The sequence below is a fragment of the Cupriavidus sp. GW821-FHT02F09 genome (assembly GCF_059421605.1).
Window position 1 is genome coordinate 245,765 of the sequence record NZ_JBWKVH010000002.1, and the last position, 14,766, is coordinate 260,530.

Annotated in this window: 16 protein-coding genes; 9 read left to right on the forward strand and 7 right to left on the reverse strand. The window is 68.8% G+C overall.

The genetic code is table 11. The features are described from left to right. Positions 1-63: 63 nt before the first annotated feature. The 4 genes from AC07XB_RS03825 to tsaB all read right to left on the reverse strand — a co-directional run bounded on the left by AC07XB_RS03825 (position 64) and on the right by tsaB (position 3,527). Positions 64-1,230: a DUF1853 family protein gene (locus AC07XB_RS03825; RefSeq protein ID WP_492826380.1), complete on the reverse strand. Its 1,167-nt coding sequence runs from the start codon at positions 1,228-1,230 to the stop codon at positions 64-66. Continuing rightward, positions 1,205-2,176 carry a uracil-DNA glycosylase gene (locus AC07XB_RS03830; protein ID WP_492826382.1) on the reverse strand — a complete coding sequence of 324 codons (972 nt, stop codon included), beginning with the start codon at positions 2,174-2,176 and terminating at the stop codon, positions 1,205-1,207. The genes AC07XB_RS03825 and AC07XB_RS03830 overlap by 26 nt, the downstream gene beginning before the upstream one ends. After that, a complete protein-coding gene (gene rimI / locus AC07XB_RS03835) occupies positions 2,173-2,658 on the reverse strand; it encodes a ribosomal protein S18-alanine N-acetyltransferase (RefSeq protein ID WP_416050501.1) in 486 nt (161 codons plus the stop codon). Before rimI ends, AC07XB_RS03830 begins: the two co-directional genes overlap by 4 nt. 101 nt (positions 2,659-2,759) lie before the next feature. Continuing rightward, positions 2,760-3,527, reverse strand: a complete 768-nt coding sequence (gene tsaB, locus AC07XB_RS03840; RefSeq protein WP_492808625.1) for a tRNA (adenosine(37)-N6)-threonylcarbamoyltransferase complex dimerization subunit type 1 TsaB — start codon at positions 3,525-3,527, stop codon at positions 2,760-2,762. A 199-nt stretch (positions 3,528-3,726) separates the two neighbouring features. On the opposite strand from tsaB, the gene AC07XB_RS03845 reads away from it, so the two are divergent. After that, positions 3,727-3,996, forward strand: a complete 270-nt coding sequence (locus AC07XB_RS03845; protein ID WP_150983548.1) for an acyl-CoA-binding protein — start codon at positions 3,727-3,729, stop codon at positions 3,994-3,996. A gap of 45 nt (positions 3,997-4,041) precedes the next feature. Here the strand turns inward: AC07XB_RS03845 and AC07XB_RS03850 are convergent, their stop codons facing one another. Then, the gene (locus AC07XB_RS03850) at positions 4,042-5,511 is read right to left on the reverse strand and encodes a DHA2 family efflux MFS transporter permease subunit (RefSeq protein WP_492371673.1); all 1,470 of its coding nucleotides are present in this window, start codon (positions 5,509-5,511) and stop codon (positions 4,042-4,044) included. Next, complete coding sequence (locus tag AC07XB_RS03855; protein ID WP_492371672.1) at positions 5,508-5,978, reverse strand: SRPBCC family protein; 471 nt, start codon at positions 5,976-5,978, stop codon at positions 5,508-5,510. Before AC07XB_RS03855 ends, AC07XB_RS03850 begins: the two co-directional genes overlap by 4 nt. Positions 5,979-6,059: 81 nt before the next feature. Here AC07XB_RS03855 and AC07XB_RS03860 point away from each other — a divergent pair, with 81 nt between their 5' ends. The 8 genes from AC07XB_RS03860 (at position 6,060) to AC07XB_RS03895 (ending at position 14,627) form a co-directional block, all read left to right on the forward strand. Then, complete coding sequence (locus AC07XB_RS03860) at positions 6,060-6,776, forward strand: SGNH/GDSL hydrolase family protein (RefSeq protein ID WP_492826385.1); 717 nt, start codon at positions 6,060-6,062, stop codon at positions 6,774-6,776. Between the two features lie 164 nt (positions 6,777-6,940). Next, entirely contained in the window at positions 6,941-7,384 is a 444-nt protein-coding gene (locus AC07XB_RS03865) for a VOC family protein (protein WP_492371670.1), read from the forward strand. A 165-nt stretch (positions 7,385-7,549) separates the two neighbouring features. Next, positions 7,550-8,737, forward strand: a complete 1,188-nt coding sequence (locus AC07XB_RS03870) for an acyl-CoA dehydrogenase family protein (protein ID WP_492371669.1) — start codon at positions 7,550-7,552, stop codon at positions 8,735-8,737. A gap of 32 nt (positions 8,738-8,769) precedes the next feature. Beyond that, on the forward strand, positions 8,770-9,114 hold the full coding sequence (locus AC07XB_RS03875; protein WP_492371668.1) for a DUF3088 domain-containing protein: 345 nt from the start codon (positions 8,770-8,772) through the stop codon (positions 9,112-9,114). Positions 9,115-9,147: 33 nt separating this feature from the next. Further along, entirely contained in the window at positions 9,148-10,395 is a 1,248-nt protein-coding gene (locus tag AC07XB_RS03880) for an acyl-CoA dehydrogenase family protein (RefSeq protein ID WP_492371667.1), read from the forward strand. Further along, the gene (locus AC07XB_RS03885; RefSeq protein ID WP_492371666.1) at positions 10,392-11,744 is read left to right on the forward strand and encodes an LLM class flavin-dependent oxidoreductase; all 1,353 of its coding nucleotides are present in this window, start codon (positions 10,392-10,394) and stop codon (positions 11,742-11,744) included. Before AC07XB_RS03880 ends, AC07XB_RS03885 begins: the two co-directional genes overlap by 4 nt. 37 nt (positions 11,745-11,781) lie before the next feature. Continuing rightward, positions 11,782-13,158 carry an LLM class flavin-dependent oxidoreductase gene (locus AC07XB_RS03890; protein ID WP_492826388.1) on the forward strand — a complete coding sequence of 459 codons (1,377 nt, stop codon included), beginning with the start codon at positions 11,782-11,784 and terminating at the stop codon, positions 13,156-13,158. After that, on the forward strand, positions 13,155-14,627 hold the full coding sequence (locus AC07XB_RS03895) for a SidA/IucD/PvdA family monooxygenase (RefSeq protein WP_492826390.1): 1,473 nt from the start codon (positions 13,155-13,157) through the stop codon (positions 14,625-14,627). The genes AC07XB_RS03890 and AC07XB_RS03895 overlap by 4 nt, the downstream gene beginning before the upstream one ends. Here the strand turns inward: AC07XB_RS03895 and AC07XB_RS03900 are convergent. Next, a complete protein-coding gene (locus AC07XB_RS03900; protein ID WP_492826511.1) occupies positions 14,576-14,749 on the reverse strand; it encodes an amidase family protein in 174 nt (57 codons plus the stop codon). The two genes, AC07XB_RS03895 and AC07XB_RS03900, sit on opposite strands and share 52 nt — an antisense overlap. Positions 14,750-14,766 lie beyond the last annotated feature (17 nt).

The following is a 14,766-nucleotide window of genomic DNA, read 5'->3' on the forward strand; positions in this document are numbered from 1 at the left end:
CGCGCAACGACGCCAGCATCTTTTTGAAACGGCCTCTAAGCGTCGCTTGCGCCGCGGGCCGGTTCAGCCCACCGGCCTGGCGATGCGCTCGCGCGCCCGCTCCTCCCAGCCCGGCGGCACCACAAACCCACGGGTACGCTCGCGCCACACGCCGGGCTGCCCCGCCGGCTCTACCTCGCACAGCATCACCGGCGCTTCCCGGCGCCAGTTCTTCTCGTGATGCGTCTCCGCAAAACGCAGTGCCAGTGCCTCATGAATCGCCTCGGCGGTTTCCGTGTGCGCTTGCGCCACCCTGGCCGGCGCCATCCACGCCGAGCGCGGCAGCCGGTACCAGCGCGAGCCTTCGCGCTTGCCAGCCCAGGCCAGCCAGTCCGGCAAGGTGGACCACCATCCGTGCAGGTGATCCGGCGCTATGCCCAGGCTTTCGATGGATAGCGGCACCACGCCGTCCCGGTAGAAGAGCCAGCCGAGCAGGTAGACCTCGCTGCGGTCGACAGGGCGGCCCAGGAGTGCCAGGGCCTCGGGGGTGCGTGACAGCGGCAGTTGCCTGCGCACAATATGTTCGAGCTTGTCACCCAGGCGGTCCACCAGGTTGGGACCGACGAAGCAATGGCGGTCCAACACGGCAGCGCCGGGCCCGCCGCCGCGCGGCGCGCCGTGCGCCGCAGGCTCGACCAGCAAGTAGAACTTGGCCGCCATCTCCCAGTGCACGGTGGCGCCGCTGGCCACGTCGCGCCAGACAAAATCGAGCTCGCCCAGCGTCTGCACGCCATGCGCGCCGGCACGGCGCACCGGCAGGTTCGCCGCAAGCAGCTCCAGCCCCTCGGCGTGTTCCAGTGTGAATTGCAGCAGGCGCTCGGCATGCCGGCCCAGCCGCAGGCTGGGCGCGGGCGACGGGCCGCGCACGCGTTGCTGCTCCAGGCCCGCGGCAAGTTCGGCAATGGTGGGAGGCAGCGCGGCGGGGTCGGCGGCGGGCAGCCAACGCTGCCAGGCGGCCAGCGCGCCTTCCGGCCAGCGCGCGAGCGCCGCTGGCGAATGCCCGGGGGCGTTGCCATTGATGATGGCGTTGCCTGCGTCGTCCGTCGGCAGGAATGCCAGCAGCGGAGGCGACAGCGAGCACCAGGCGAGCTCGCGCAGGCGCTGCGAGACGGCATGGCGCCAGAGCGGCGCCATCTCGATGGCGCCGCCGGGGCTCAGCGAGAACTCAGGCCTTGGCTCCCGCACGGGCATGTACCTCGCGGGCCAGGCACAGGTCTTCCCAGGCACGCGCCTTGTCGGACAAGGTGCGCAACAGGTAGGCCGGGTGGTAGGTCACCACCACCGGAATGCCTTCGTAGCTATGGACGGTGCCACGCAGCTTGCCGATCGGCGTGGTGGTGCGCAGCAGGGACTGGGCGGCAAAGCGCCCCAGCACCACGATCAGCTTGGGCTGGATCAGCGCGATCTGCCGGCGCAGGTAAGGCTCGCACTGGGCGACCTCCTCCGGCTCGGGATTGCGGTTGCCGGGCGGGCGGCACTTCAGCACGTTGGCGATAAACACGTTGCGCCCGCGCGCCAGGCCGACCGCCGCCAGCATATTGTCGAGCAGCTTGCCGGCCTGGCCCACGAAAGGCTCGCCTTGCAGGTCCTCGTTTTCGCCGGGGGCTTCGCCGACCAGCATCCATTCGGCCTGGCGGTCGCCCACGCCGAACACGGTCTGGGTGCGGCCATCGCACAACTGGCAATCGGTGCAGCCGGAGACCCGCTGCGCAAGCGCGGCCCAGTCCAGGCGCGCAATCACGGCTTCGCGCGTGCCGGTATCTGCCACCGCCGCCGCAGGCTCTGGCGGCATGCGCGCGACGGCGGCTTCGGCCGTGGCCGACACTCCCGCGTCCATATCGGCTTGTGCCGACCATGCGCAAGGCGCTGCTTCGGCCTGCGCTTTGGCATCCCCTTCGTCCTGCGCTTCGGGCTGGGCTTCGTCCACGCCAGCGTCGGCCACAGCGGCGAGCGTCACGGCGGCCTGGGCCGCTTCGCGCGAGGCCGTGTCGTCATTGACGACGGGATCTTCGGCGCTCGGGTCGGCGAGCCCCGCCATGGCGGATGGCTCGACCGCCTCCGGCAGGGCTGGCGCGCGGCGCAGCACCCATTCATCGGCAATGCCGAGCACTTCGAGGAACCTGGCGCGGCGGCTCATGGCACGGCCTCCGTGGGCGCCCACGCGCGGCGCAGCACAAGCGCATCCTCGCGCGTCTGGCCGGCTGCGGGGTAATAGCCCTTGCGCCGGCCGATCTCGGCAAAGCCTGCCTGACGGTACAGCTCGATGGCACCCACATTGGAGGGACGCACTTCGAGCAGCATGGTGTGCAGATGATGCGCGTGCGAGGTAGCCATGGCAGCGGCCAGCAGCAGCCGGCCAAGGCCGCCGCGCTGGCGCGCCGGGTCCACGGTGATATTGAGCAGGTGCATCTCGTCGACAACCGGCATCAGCACCGTGTAGGCGACCAGCACGCCCCCGTTATCCCGCAAGGTCAGGCCGATGTGACCGGCCTTGACGGAATTCTCGAAATTAGCACGGGTCCATGGGTGGGTGTAGGCCCGGGCTTCGATCTGCGCCACGGCTTCCACATCCAGCGCCGTCATGCGGCCAATGCTCCAGCCCGCCGGCACGCTTGGCATCACCGGCACCTCGGGCCATGCGTACCCGCTGCCGCACGCTGCATGCGCGCCCTGGCCGGGATTGGCCGAGCCGGCGTCCGGTGGCGGGTTGCGCTCCACGCTCACGGCTGGTCTCCCGCCGCCAGCGCAGCGCGCTGCGCCGCCACGGCCTGGCGCTCGGCGATGGTCTGGGCGACCTTGTCGCGCAGATAGATCGGCATGGCATCGGACGGCGCAACGGTTTCGTTGCGGGCCAGCGCGCGCAAGGCAATCGATACCAGGGCCGGCGCGGCGGGCAAGGCCTCGGGCACGCTGTGCAGCGCCAGCGCCGTGGCCTTGAGGCGCTCGCCAAACACGGCAGCGGCACTGCCAGCGAGCCAGAACGGCCCGGTGGGCAGGCTGACGGCCTCCGGCGGGCACACCTGCATGTCGGTCGCCGCCTGCCACGCCTGCGCGGCGCCATCCCAGCGAAACGCGCCTGCGTAGGCTTCGTCCATGCGGGCGTCCAGCGCCACCAGCACGGATACGTCGAGCGGCAGCGCCGGCATCCCTTCCCCGCCCAGGCGCACGCGTTCGGCGCAAGCCATCAGCGAATTGACGGGAATCACAGGCAGATCGGCGCCAAAGGCCAGGCCCTGGGCCACGCCGCAGGCGGTGCGCAGGCCCGTGAAGGAGCCCGGCCCGGCGCCAAAGGCGATGGCGGCACAGTCCGACAGGGCAATGCCGGCTTCGGCCAGCAACTCGCCGGCGGCCGGCAGCACGCGCGAAGACGAGCGCGGGCCGGTGTGTTCATGACGAACCAGGCACTCCAGGGCGCCGCCATCGGCAATGCGCCCGAGCGCGACGGAACACCACTCGGTGGAGGTTTCAACTGCAAGAATCCAGGACATGGCGAGATTGTATCCGGAGCGGCCCCAAAAGCTGAACTAGCGCGCGGTGCGCACGCCTCGCCCGGGGTGCGCCGGACTGAAGCGTTCTTCGGTTTCTTTCGGCTCAAACGCGCGGTGGCGGGCGCTATCATCGCGGCTACCGGGTTTTTCCCGAACACCGAACCCAAGACGCATCCCCCCATCCAGCCAGGAGAACCCCATGAGCGACCTGCAGGCACGCTTTGCCCAAGCCCAGATCGACGTCAAGCAATTGACCGAGCGCCCCAGCAACATGACCCTGCTGCGCCTCTACGCGCTGTTCAAGCAAGGCAGCGAGGGTGACGCCCATGGCGACAAGCCGGGCATGACCGATTTCGTCGGCCGCTACAAGTTCGAAGCCTGGGAAACGCTCAAGGGCACCGCCCAGGAAGACGCGCAGGAAAAATACATCGCGCTGGTGGAAGAACTGCGCAGCGGCGCCACCGCCTGAAGCCATATGCCATATGGGTTAGCCGGCGCTCGGCCGGCTAACCCTTCAGGCCTCGGCCAGCGGCCTAGGCCGTATCCGCCAGGCTGCCAGGATGGCGGTGGCAATGACAAGGCCAACCGCCAGGAAGGTCTCGTCGAAGGCGCGAATGCGCGCGGCCGGGTCGCCGTCGGTACCGAGCACCGCACCCTGCGCGGCCAGCCGCCATTGCAGGCCGACGCCGGCCAGGCTTACCCCGATCGCACCGCCCAGTTGCCGGATGAAGTTGATGCAACTGGAACCCTGCGCAATCAGCGAATAATCCACGCCCCGCATCGAGCCCAGCGTCAGCGACGGCAGGATGCAGCCAAGCCCGATCCGCCCCAGCACCGCAAACCCCACCAGCAGCAAGTAAGGCGTGGCCTGGGACCCCATCGCCATCAGCAGGAACGAAGCCGACAGCAGCGCGAGCCCGAACGACACCTGCAGGTGTGGCGGGATGCGATGAGTCAGCCGCCCCGCCGCGGCAATGGTCAGGGCCAGCGCGATGCCGGCCGGCAGCAGCACCAGCCCGGCGCGCGACGGCGTATAGGCCAGCGCCATCTGCATGTAGACGGGCAGCAGGTAGGTCGATCCGAACAGCCCCGCGCCATAGATGAACGCCACCACCGCCCCGGCCGAAAACTGCCGGTAGCTGTACAGGCGCATGTTCATCAGCGGGTTCTCCGCGCGCAACTGCCACAGCACGAACACCACCAGCATCAGCACGCCAAAGCCTGCCAGCGCCATGCCGGCAGGCACGCTCTCGCGCATCTGCACCAGGCCGTTGAGCAGGCTCACGGTGGCAATGCCGGCCAGGCCCAGGCCCTGCCAGTCGAGCGGCTTGCGCTCGCCCATCATGGCCGAGTCCACCGCCATGAAGCGGCGCGCCATCCACAGCCCGATCAGCGTCAGCGGCACTACCACGAAGAAGATCGAGCGCCAGCCGAAGGCCTCCACCAGGAAGCCGCCCACGCTGGGGCCGAGCGCCGGCGCCAGCACCACCCCAAAGCCAAACATGCTGATCGCCTTGCCCTGCTCGCGCTCCTCGAACACCCGCAGGATCAGGATATTGGGCAACGGCTGCAGGATCCCCGCCGCAATGCCCTCGGCCACCCGCATGGCGATCATCACGCCATAGGTGGGCGAGAATCCGCCGACCAGCCCGCCCATGCCCAGCAGCAGCAAGCTGCCAATGAACGTGCGGCGCAAGCCGTAGCGGTTAAGCAGCCAGGGCGTGAGCAGCATCGACAGCGTCATGGCAATCATGAAGCTGGCCGCCACCCATTGCGCGCTGTCCTGCCCCAGCACGAAATGCCGGCTCAGGTCAGGAATGGCTACATTGACGATGGTCGACGACACGATCGAGGAGACCGTGCCCAGCATCAGCGTCAGCAGCACCAGCCAGCGCAGCTGGCTGCCATAGCGTGCCCGCAGCGATTCCCGGGTCGGACCGCCCGGCTGCCCGCGGGAGGCGGGCGACGAGGGCTGCTCGCTCACCCCAGCCGTCCGAGGGCGGCCAGTTCGCGGATTTTGCGCACGGTGTCGAGGTCGGCCTCGTGATAAGCCGACTTGACGATTTCGGCGAAACGATCGTCGCCGCTGTCGTCCACCGCGGGCATGGTGGTTTCGTAGACAAAGCGCAGCAGCAAGGCGCCAGGGCCCGGCGTCTCGATCGCCATGGTCAGGGTGCCGCCGGCGTGCTCGTCGGTAGGGGCGGTTTCATAGCGCACGACGCGGCGCGGCTCGAAGACGACGCGGTCGCGAATCGTGGCCTTGCCGAAATGCAGCTTGCGCTCGACCCAGTCGTCGCCGCGCTCCACGATCTCCGCGCGGTCCAGCCCCATGACAAACAGCTCGGGCTCGGCACTGCGCAGCACCAGCCCTTGCCAGAGCTGCTCCGGCGTGAGCGTGTCCAACTGGATATTTTGTGGATCGTTGATCTCCACCAGGTGCTCGAAACGCAACTTAACTCTCCCGATCTATAGTTAGCCGATATTATGAAGGTCTGTGCCAAGGTCCGCAGCAAAACTTCCCGGAGCCCACCCATGAGCGCCCTGCCGTCTCCCGACACACGAACCGACGTCCTTAGCGCCATCGATCCGCTGCAGGTACTGGTCTACGCCGACTCGCTATCGTGGGGCATCGTGCCGGGCACGCGGCAGCGCCTGCCCTGGCCGGTGCGCTGGCCCGGCCGGCTGGAGCTTGCACTGAACGGTGCCAAGGCCGGCGGGCAGCGCACCGTGCGGATACTGGAAGACTGCCTCAACGGCCGCCGCACGGTCTGGGACGATCCCTTCAAGCCGGGCCGCAACGGCATCCAGGGCCTGGCGCAGCGCATGGAGATGCACGCGCCACTGGCGCTGGTGATCCTGATGCTCGGCAGCAACGATTTCCAGTCCATGCACCCACATAACGCCTGGCACGCCGCGCAAGGCATCGGCGCCCTGCTCGACACCATCCGCGGCGCACCCATCGAGCCGGGCATGCCCGTGCCACCGGTGCTGGTGCTGGTGCCCCCGCCCATCACCACGCCGCGCGGGCCGCTGGCGCCGAAGTTTGCCGGCGGCGAGCACAAATGCGCGGGGCTGGCGCAAGCCTTCCAGGAAGTTTGCCGCGCGCGCGGCTGCGACTGGTTCGACACCGGCACGGTCATCCATAGCAGCGAAGTCGACGGCGTGCACCTGGACGCCGCCGACCACATCGCGCTGGGCGATGCGCTGGCACCCGTGGTCGATGCCCTGCTGGCGCCAATGCGCGCCTGAGGCCCTCCGGGGGCCCTCCCGGGGCCGCTTTCAGCCTTGCGCGTCACAGGCGCCGAGTAGAACACTCCTGACAGTACGTGTCAGGAGTGCCGGCGCACAATCCTGATCTTCGGGCGAAGTGCTTCCTTGCGGGCCGCGCCCCCCATTCCAAGCAGGAGACCGCGATGCAATTGCTGATCAATATCGACGTCGACGACCTCGCGCACGGCATCCGCTTCTACCAGCACGGCCTTGGCCTGCGCCTGGCGCGCAAGCTGTTCGACGGCTCCGTGGCGGAAATGCTGGGCGGCGGCGCGCCGATCTACCTGCTGGCCAAGGCACCGGGCACCAGGCCCAGCACGCGCGCCGACGGCCGGCGCGACGATCGCCGGCACTGGACGCCGGCGCATCTCGATTTCGTGGTGGCGGACCTGGAAAGCGCGGTGGAGCGTGCGCTGGAAGCCGGCGCCGAGCTGGAGGACTGGCCGCAGGATTTCGCCTGGGGGCGGCAGGCGATGCTGTCCGACCCTTTTGGCCACGGGCTCTGCCTTATCGAGTGGAAGGGTGACGGTTATAGCGCCGCCGAAACGGGAAAGGAAGCCAGGGTGCCGGCGTTGCAGGATCAATAGCGCCATAGCCCGGCCATGCCCGCGCGGCCGGGCCAAAGGAAGTACGCCGGCTCGCGGCGCAAGGCCATCCACAAAAGTGGATATGCAAGCGCGGTTTGCTTCGTTGGTGGCGCGCAAGCCTTGCTCTATCGTCTCTCGGGTGCAACTTCGAGAAGACAACGCGGCATGTCCAACTTCGACCCGGATCTGAACGATCCCTTCGTCGCCCGCGCGGTGGTACTGCGCGAGACCTTCCATACCGATGCCGTCGCCCGCGACAAGGCTGGCGGCCGGCCTACCGAGCAAATCCGCTTGCTCAAGGAAAGCGGCCTGCTTTCAGCGGGCATTCCCACGGCCTACGGCGGGGGCGGTGCTTCGTGGCTTTCACTGCTGCGCGTGGTGCGCGAATTCGCACGTACCGATGGCTCGCTGGCCCACCTCTTCGGCTACCACCATCTGCCCGTGCACGCCGTGCAGGCGCGCGGCACGCCGGCGCAGCAGGAGCGCTGGCTGCGCGCCGCCGCCAAGGCGCAATGGCTGTGGAGCAACTCGGGCAATGCGCTGTCGAAGACGTCCAGTGCACAGCGCGCCCCCGGCAACGAGGGCTGGGTGGTCACCGGTTTCCGGCCCTTCTCCAGCGGCAGCCATGTGGCCGACGTGATCCAGCTGGCATGGGAGAACGCGCTGGGCCAACGCCTGATGGGCGTGGTGCCCGCCGATCGCGCGGGCATCGTGATCGAGGATGACTGGGATGGCATCGGCCAGCGCCAGACCGGCAGCGGCACCGTGACGTTCAACAGCGTGCTGGTACGCGACGATGAACTGCTCGGCAAACCCGACGATCCGCTCACCCCTTTCGCATCGCTGACCACGCTGCTGCAGCAAAGCGTGCTGCTCAACGTGTTTGTCGGCACGGCACAGGGCGCGCTCGACGAAGGCCGCGCCTATACCGCCACGCAGTCGCGCCCATGGATCCACTCAGGCGTGGAGCGCCATGTCGATGATCCGTGGGTCCAGCGCAAATACGGCGAGCTTGCCATCCGCACCTTGGCGGCAACCGAGCTGGCCGACCAGGCGGCGCGCAGCCTGGATGCCATTTACGGCTACGGACAGGCGCTGACGCTGGAGCAGCGCGGGCCGGTAGCCATCGCGCTGGCTACCGCGAACCTGTACGCAGGGGAAACCGGCCTGGCCGTATCGAACGAGATCTTCGAGGTGATGGGCGCGCGTTCGGCCACCAACGCCAACGGCTTCGACCGTTTCTGGCGCAACGTGCGCACCCACACGCTGCACAACCCGGCCGAGTACAAGAAGCGCACGGTGGGCACGTGGTTGCTCACGGGCGAGTTCCCCTCGCCTGCCATCTATCGCTGACCCCGCCGAACCTGCCGACCCCACCAAACATCATGAGCCGCGACCGACTGTTCCTGCTGCAACCCGGATTTACCGACCCCAAGCATCCCGGCGAACACTTCGTCTGCCCGGACTGCCTGCCGATCGAAGGCCTGCTGGCCAGCGCGCCCGCACTGGCAGCGCGCCTGGACATTTCACGCGAGCCGTTTGCGCGACCGCGCGAGGCGGTGGCCGCCCTGCTGGGCGAGGCGCACCAGGGCCTGCCGGTGCTGATCCTGGGCGACGCCGCGCCGGCACCTGCCGACGCCCAGCGGCATGGCGGACTGCGCTTCGTCACCGATACCCGCCGCATCCTTGCCTTGCTGGCGGAGCGCCATGGCTTTGCCAAGGTGCATTGAGCCTTCGATGACGGCTACCGACCGAGACCCAACATGACCGCCAACGTCGCCTTTCTTCACACGCCGGGCGAACCAGCGCCCGCGCTGTTCGAGCCGGACACCGGCAACCCCTTCATCGCCCGCGCGGTCTCGCTGCGCGAGCGCTTCGCCGACGACGCCATCGCCCGCGACCAGGCCGGCGGGAAACCCGCCGAGCAGATCCGCTTGCTCAAGGAACACGGCCTGCTTACGCTGCTGCTGCCGCGCGAAGTCGGCGGCCAGGGCGAAACCTGGTCGACCGTGCTGCGCATCACGCGCCTGTTCGCGCAGGTGGACGGCTCGCTCGGCCATCTGTTCGGCTATCACTACAGCAGCCTGCTGAGCCCGCGCTTGCGCAACGCACCGGAGAAGGCCGCCAGCCTGTGGCGCCGCTCGGCCGAAGGCAACTGGTTCTGGGGCAACACGGCGAACAGCTTTTCCAGGAGCCTGTTTGGACGGCGCGATGGCGAGTGGTTCGTGCTGGACGGCTATCGCCCCTTCACCTCCGGCTCGCACGTGGCCGACTTCCTGGCGATTGCCTGGGAAGACGCCGACAGCGGCGAACGCCGCTTTGCCGCGATTCCCGCGGACCGCGCAGGCATCGTGATCGAGGACGACTGGGACGGCATCGGCCAGCGCCAGACCGGCAGTGGCCGCGTCACCTACCAGGGTGTGCGCGTGCACGAGAGCGAAGTGCTCGGGCAGCCGGTGCCCTTGAACCCCACCGGCGCGCCGGCCGAGCCCTACCGCACGGTCACGCCGCTGCAGCAGCAAAGCGTGCTGCTCAATGTGTTCATCGGCACGGCGCAAGGCGCGCTGCGCGCCGGGCGTGAATACACGGTGCATGAGTCGCGCCCATGGATTCACTCTGGCGTGGAGCGCCATGTGGACGACCCGTGGGTGCGCCGGCAATACGGCGAGCTCTGGGTCAAGACCCAGGCCGCCACCGCGCTGGCCGACCGCGCGCTGCTCGCGCTCGACGCCGTGATCGCACGCGGCGAAGCGCTCAGCGCCGAGGAGCGCGGCGAAGCAGCCGTGGCCATTGCGGCGGCCAACGTGCTGGCCGGCGAGGTCGCGCTGCAGGTCTCCAGCGAGATCTTCGAGGTCACGGGCGCGCGCTCGGCGGTGCGCAAGACCGGCCTGGACCGCTTCTGGCGCAACGTGCGCATCCATACCCTGCACAACCCGTCCGAGTACAAGACCCGCAATGTCGGCCGCTGGGTGCTGGGCGAAGGCCATCCGGAACCGGGGACCTACCAATGAGTGCATCGAACGGGGCGCGCCAGCGCCAGCTCCACCTCAACATCAACATCCTGCACTCGGGCTTCGTGCCCTCGGCGTGGCGGCTGCCCGACAGCGATCCCGCCGCCTTTACCGACGTGCGGCACTACATCCGCGTGGCGCAGATCGCCGAAGCCGGCAGGCTCGACGCGGTGTTCCTGGCGGACAACGCCGCTATCGTCGACCAGATTCATTTCCGCCCGATCCCGGCGCTGGAACCCACGGTGCTGCTGGCCAGCATCGCGGCAGCGACCACGCATATCGGCCTGATCGGCACGGCGTCCACCAGCTACAACGAGCCCTACAACATCGCGCGGCGCTTCGCCACGCTAGACCATGTGAGCGCGGGGCGCGCCGGCTGGAACGTGGTCACCACGGCCGATGTGCCGTCGGCGCGCAATTTCGGGCGCGATGCGGCGCCGGACCACGCGCAGCGCTATGCGCGGGCGGCCGAATTCACGTCCGTGGTCAAGGCCCTGTGGGACAGCTGGGAGGACGACGCCTTTATCGGCGACAAGGCATCGGGCCGCTTCGTCGACACCGCCAAGGTGCAGCCGATTGCGCACCAGGGCGAGCATTTCAGCGTGCAGGGGCCACTCAACCTGCCGCGCTCGCCGCAAGGCCATCCGGTGGTGGTGCAGGCCGGCGGCTCCGCCGACGGGCGCGAGCTGGCCGCACGCCATGCCGAGGCTGTGTTCTCGGCATCCCAATCGTTCGAGGAATCGCTGGCCTACGGGCGCGAGCTCAAGGCGCGCGCACAAGCGCTTGGGCGCGGGCCCGATGCCGTGCAGGTGCTGGCCGGCCTGACCACCATCATCGGCGCCACCGAAGCCCAGGCCCGCCGGCGGCGCGACGAGCTGATCGACCTGATCCCCTGGGACTACAGCCTGGCGCGGCTGGCCGGCACGCTCGGCATCACGCCGGACCGCCTGAAGCTGGACGAGCGGCTGCCGGACAACCTCGCCCTGCCCGCCAACGGCAATGGCAACCACACCTTCTTCAACGCCACGCTCGCGCTGGCGCGGCGCCATGGCTACACCGTGCGCGAACTGATCCGCGAGCTGGCGGGCGGCGGCGGCCACCGCGTGATCGTGGGCACGCCCGAGCAGATTGCCGACGACATCGAGCACTGGTTCCGCCACGGCGCGGCCGATGGCTTCAACCTGATGCCCGATGCGCTGCCCGACGGGCTGCAGGACTTTGTCGACGGCGTGGTGCCGATCCTGCAGCGGCGCGGCATTTTTCGCACGCAGTACGAAGGCAGCACGCTGCGCGAGCACCTGGGGCTGGCACGGCCGCAGGGCCGGCAAGGCACACGCATAGCCGCCTGATATCCCTCAACAACCGATAAGCAATCGATAAGCAATCATGGCTCAACGTAGCGGTTTCCTCAGCCTGGGCGCCTTCCTTTACCCCAGCGGCCACCATATCGCCGCCTGGCGCCATCCCGATGCCAAGGCCGACGCGGGCATCGACTTCAAGCACTACATCGCGCTCGCCCAGGCCGCCGAGGCGGCGAAGTTCGATCTGGTCTTCCTGGCCGACGGCGTAGGCACGCGCGGCGACGATGTCGAGTTCCTCAGCCGTACCGCGCACAGCTACCAGGCGCAGTTCGAGCCTATTACGCTGCTGTCCGCGCTGGCTGCGGTGACGCAGCGCATCGGCCTGGTCGGCACCGCCTCGACGAGCTTCAACGAGCCGTATCACGTGGCGCGCAAGTTCGCCTCGCTGGACCATATCTCGGGCGGGCGAGCCGGCTGGAACCTGGTCACCTCATCCAACGAGCACGAAGCGCGCAACTTCAACCGCGACCACCATTTCGCCCACGCCGAGCGCTACGAGCGCGCGGCGGAGTTCGCCGATGTGGTCACCGGGCTGTGGAACAGCTGGGAGGACGATGCCTTCCTGCGCGACAAGGCCAGCGGCCGCTACTACGAGCCCGCCAGGCGCCATGTGCTGGGCCATAAGGGGAAGCATTTCTCGGTGCAGGGGCCGCTCAACGTGTCGCGCACGCCGCAGGGCCATCCGGTCGTGGTGCAAGCCGGCTCCTCCGAAGCCGGCAAGGAACTGGCCGCACGCACGGGCGAAGCCGTGTTCACGGCGCAGCAGACGGTGGAGGATGCCGTGGCGTTCTACGCTGACGTCAAAGGCCGGCTCGCCCGCTACGGGCGCGAGCCGGATGACCTGAAGATCCTGCCCGGCGTATTCCCGGTGGTGGGCCAGAGTGAAAGCGAAGCCAAAGAGAAATTCGAGCAACTGCAAGCGCTGATCGACCCGGTGGTCGGCCTGGCACTGGTGTCTGGCCTGACGGGCGGCTTCGACCTGTCAGGCTATCCGCTCGACGGCCCGATTCCCGAGTTGCCCGAGACCAATGCCAGCAAGAGCCGCCAGCGCCTGGTGATCGACCTTGCGCGGCGCGAGAACCTGACCATCCGCCAGCTTTACCAGCGCGTTGCGGGTGCGCGCGGCCACTGGCAGGTGATCGGCACGCCCGGGCAGATCGTCGACCAGCTCGAAGAGCGCTTCCGCAAATACGGCGCCGACGGCTACAACATCATGTCGCCGGTGCTGCCGGGCGGACTCACCGATTTCATCGCGCTGGTGCTGCCTGAGCTGCGCCGCCGCGGCCTGTTCCGCGCGGAGTACGACGGCCGCACGCTGCGCGAGCACCTTGGGCTCAAGCGCCCCGCGCATCCAGCCGCTTCCTCCAGGCCCTCCGCCTCAACCCTTGCCGCTGCAGCATGACGACAACCTCTTCCTTCCCCGGCTCCGATCCCGATTTCCTCGCGCGCGAAACGCTGCGCCTGCTCGGCCCCGCGCCCGACAACTGGGTGCCGGACCATGCCGGCATCGACCACAACATGGCCATCGTTGGTGGCGGCCAGAGCGGCAGCGCCTATGCCTTCGCGCTGCGCCGCGCGGGCATCGGCCGCGTGACGGTGCTCGACGCCGCGCCAGACGGTGCGCTGGCCGGCGTCTGGCGCACGCGCGCCCGCATGCAGAAGCTGCGCACGCCCAAGAACCTGGTCGGGCCGGAGCTCGGCCTGCCGACGCTGGGCTTCCAGGCCTGGTATGAAGCGCGGCACGGCGCCGAGGCCTATGCCGCCATCGACCGCATTGCGCGCCTGGACTGGGCCGATTACCTGGACTGGTACCGCAACTTCCTCGGCGTGCCGGTGCGCTACGCCACGCGTGTGGTACGCATCGAGCCCGTAACCGGCGCCGCGCTGCAGCACTTCCGGCTGCATCTTGACGTGAATGGGCAGCCGCGCGTCGAGACTGCGCGCAAGGTCATCCTGGCCAATGGCGTGGCCGGCAATGGCGCGCCGTTCGTGCCCGCTGTGTTGTCGCAGGCCGTGGCCGCCGGGCTGGCCGCGCATACGGCCGATGCCATCGACTTCGGCGCGCTGCGTGGCAAGACGGTAGCCGTGCTGGGCGCGGCGGCCTCCGCCTTCGACGCCGCCGCCGTGGCGCTGGAATCCGGCGCGGCCGCCGTGCACCTGTTCGCGCGCCGCGACCATATCGCCGCCACGCCGGTATCGCGCGTGCGCGCCTACCCCGGCCTTTACGACAATTACCACGCCCTGCCCGATGCCACGCGCTGGGAGCAAGCCATCCGCTATCGGCGCGCCGGATCCACGCCACCGGCCGACTCGGTGGAGCGGGTGCTCAAATTCCCGCAGTTCCATTTGCACCTGAGCACCTCACTGTGCGCCGCCGAAGTGGAGTCCGGCCGCATCGTCACCGAGGTGCAAGGGCAGACCCTTCGCTTCGACTTTGCGATTGCCGGCACGGGCTACCTGGTGGATCCGTCGGCGCGGGCGGAACTGGCCGACATTGCGCCGCATATCCTGCGCTGGCGCGACCGCTACCAGCCTCCGGCCGATGCGCGCGACGACGAACTCGCCGCGTCGCCTTATCTGGGCAGCGGCCTTGAGTACCTTGAGAAAACACCGGGTGCCGCGCCGTGGCTACGCAATCTCCACGTGCATAACCCAGCAGGCTTTGCCAGCGTCGGCGTGCCGCTGGGCGATGTGCCCAGCATGCGGCGCGATATTCCCGCCTCGGTCGCCCGCATCAGCCGGGATCTGCTGCTGGCCGACCTGGCGCTACATGAGCAGCGGATTCGTGGAGACGTGCCGGCGGATTTTGGCGCGGAGTTTTATGCCGGCGCGGTCTGGAAGCCCGCGGGCGCAGCGCTCGCTGCGGCTTGAGGCGGCTTGAGGCGGCTGTCAGCGCCACCGGACGACCCGCCTGGGGTGCGTGCTGCGTCAAGCGGATGCCGCGTGCGCCCATATGGCGGGTTGTAGCTTTCGAACGGCAGGTAGAGGTCGATGCGCCACTGCTTGGATA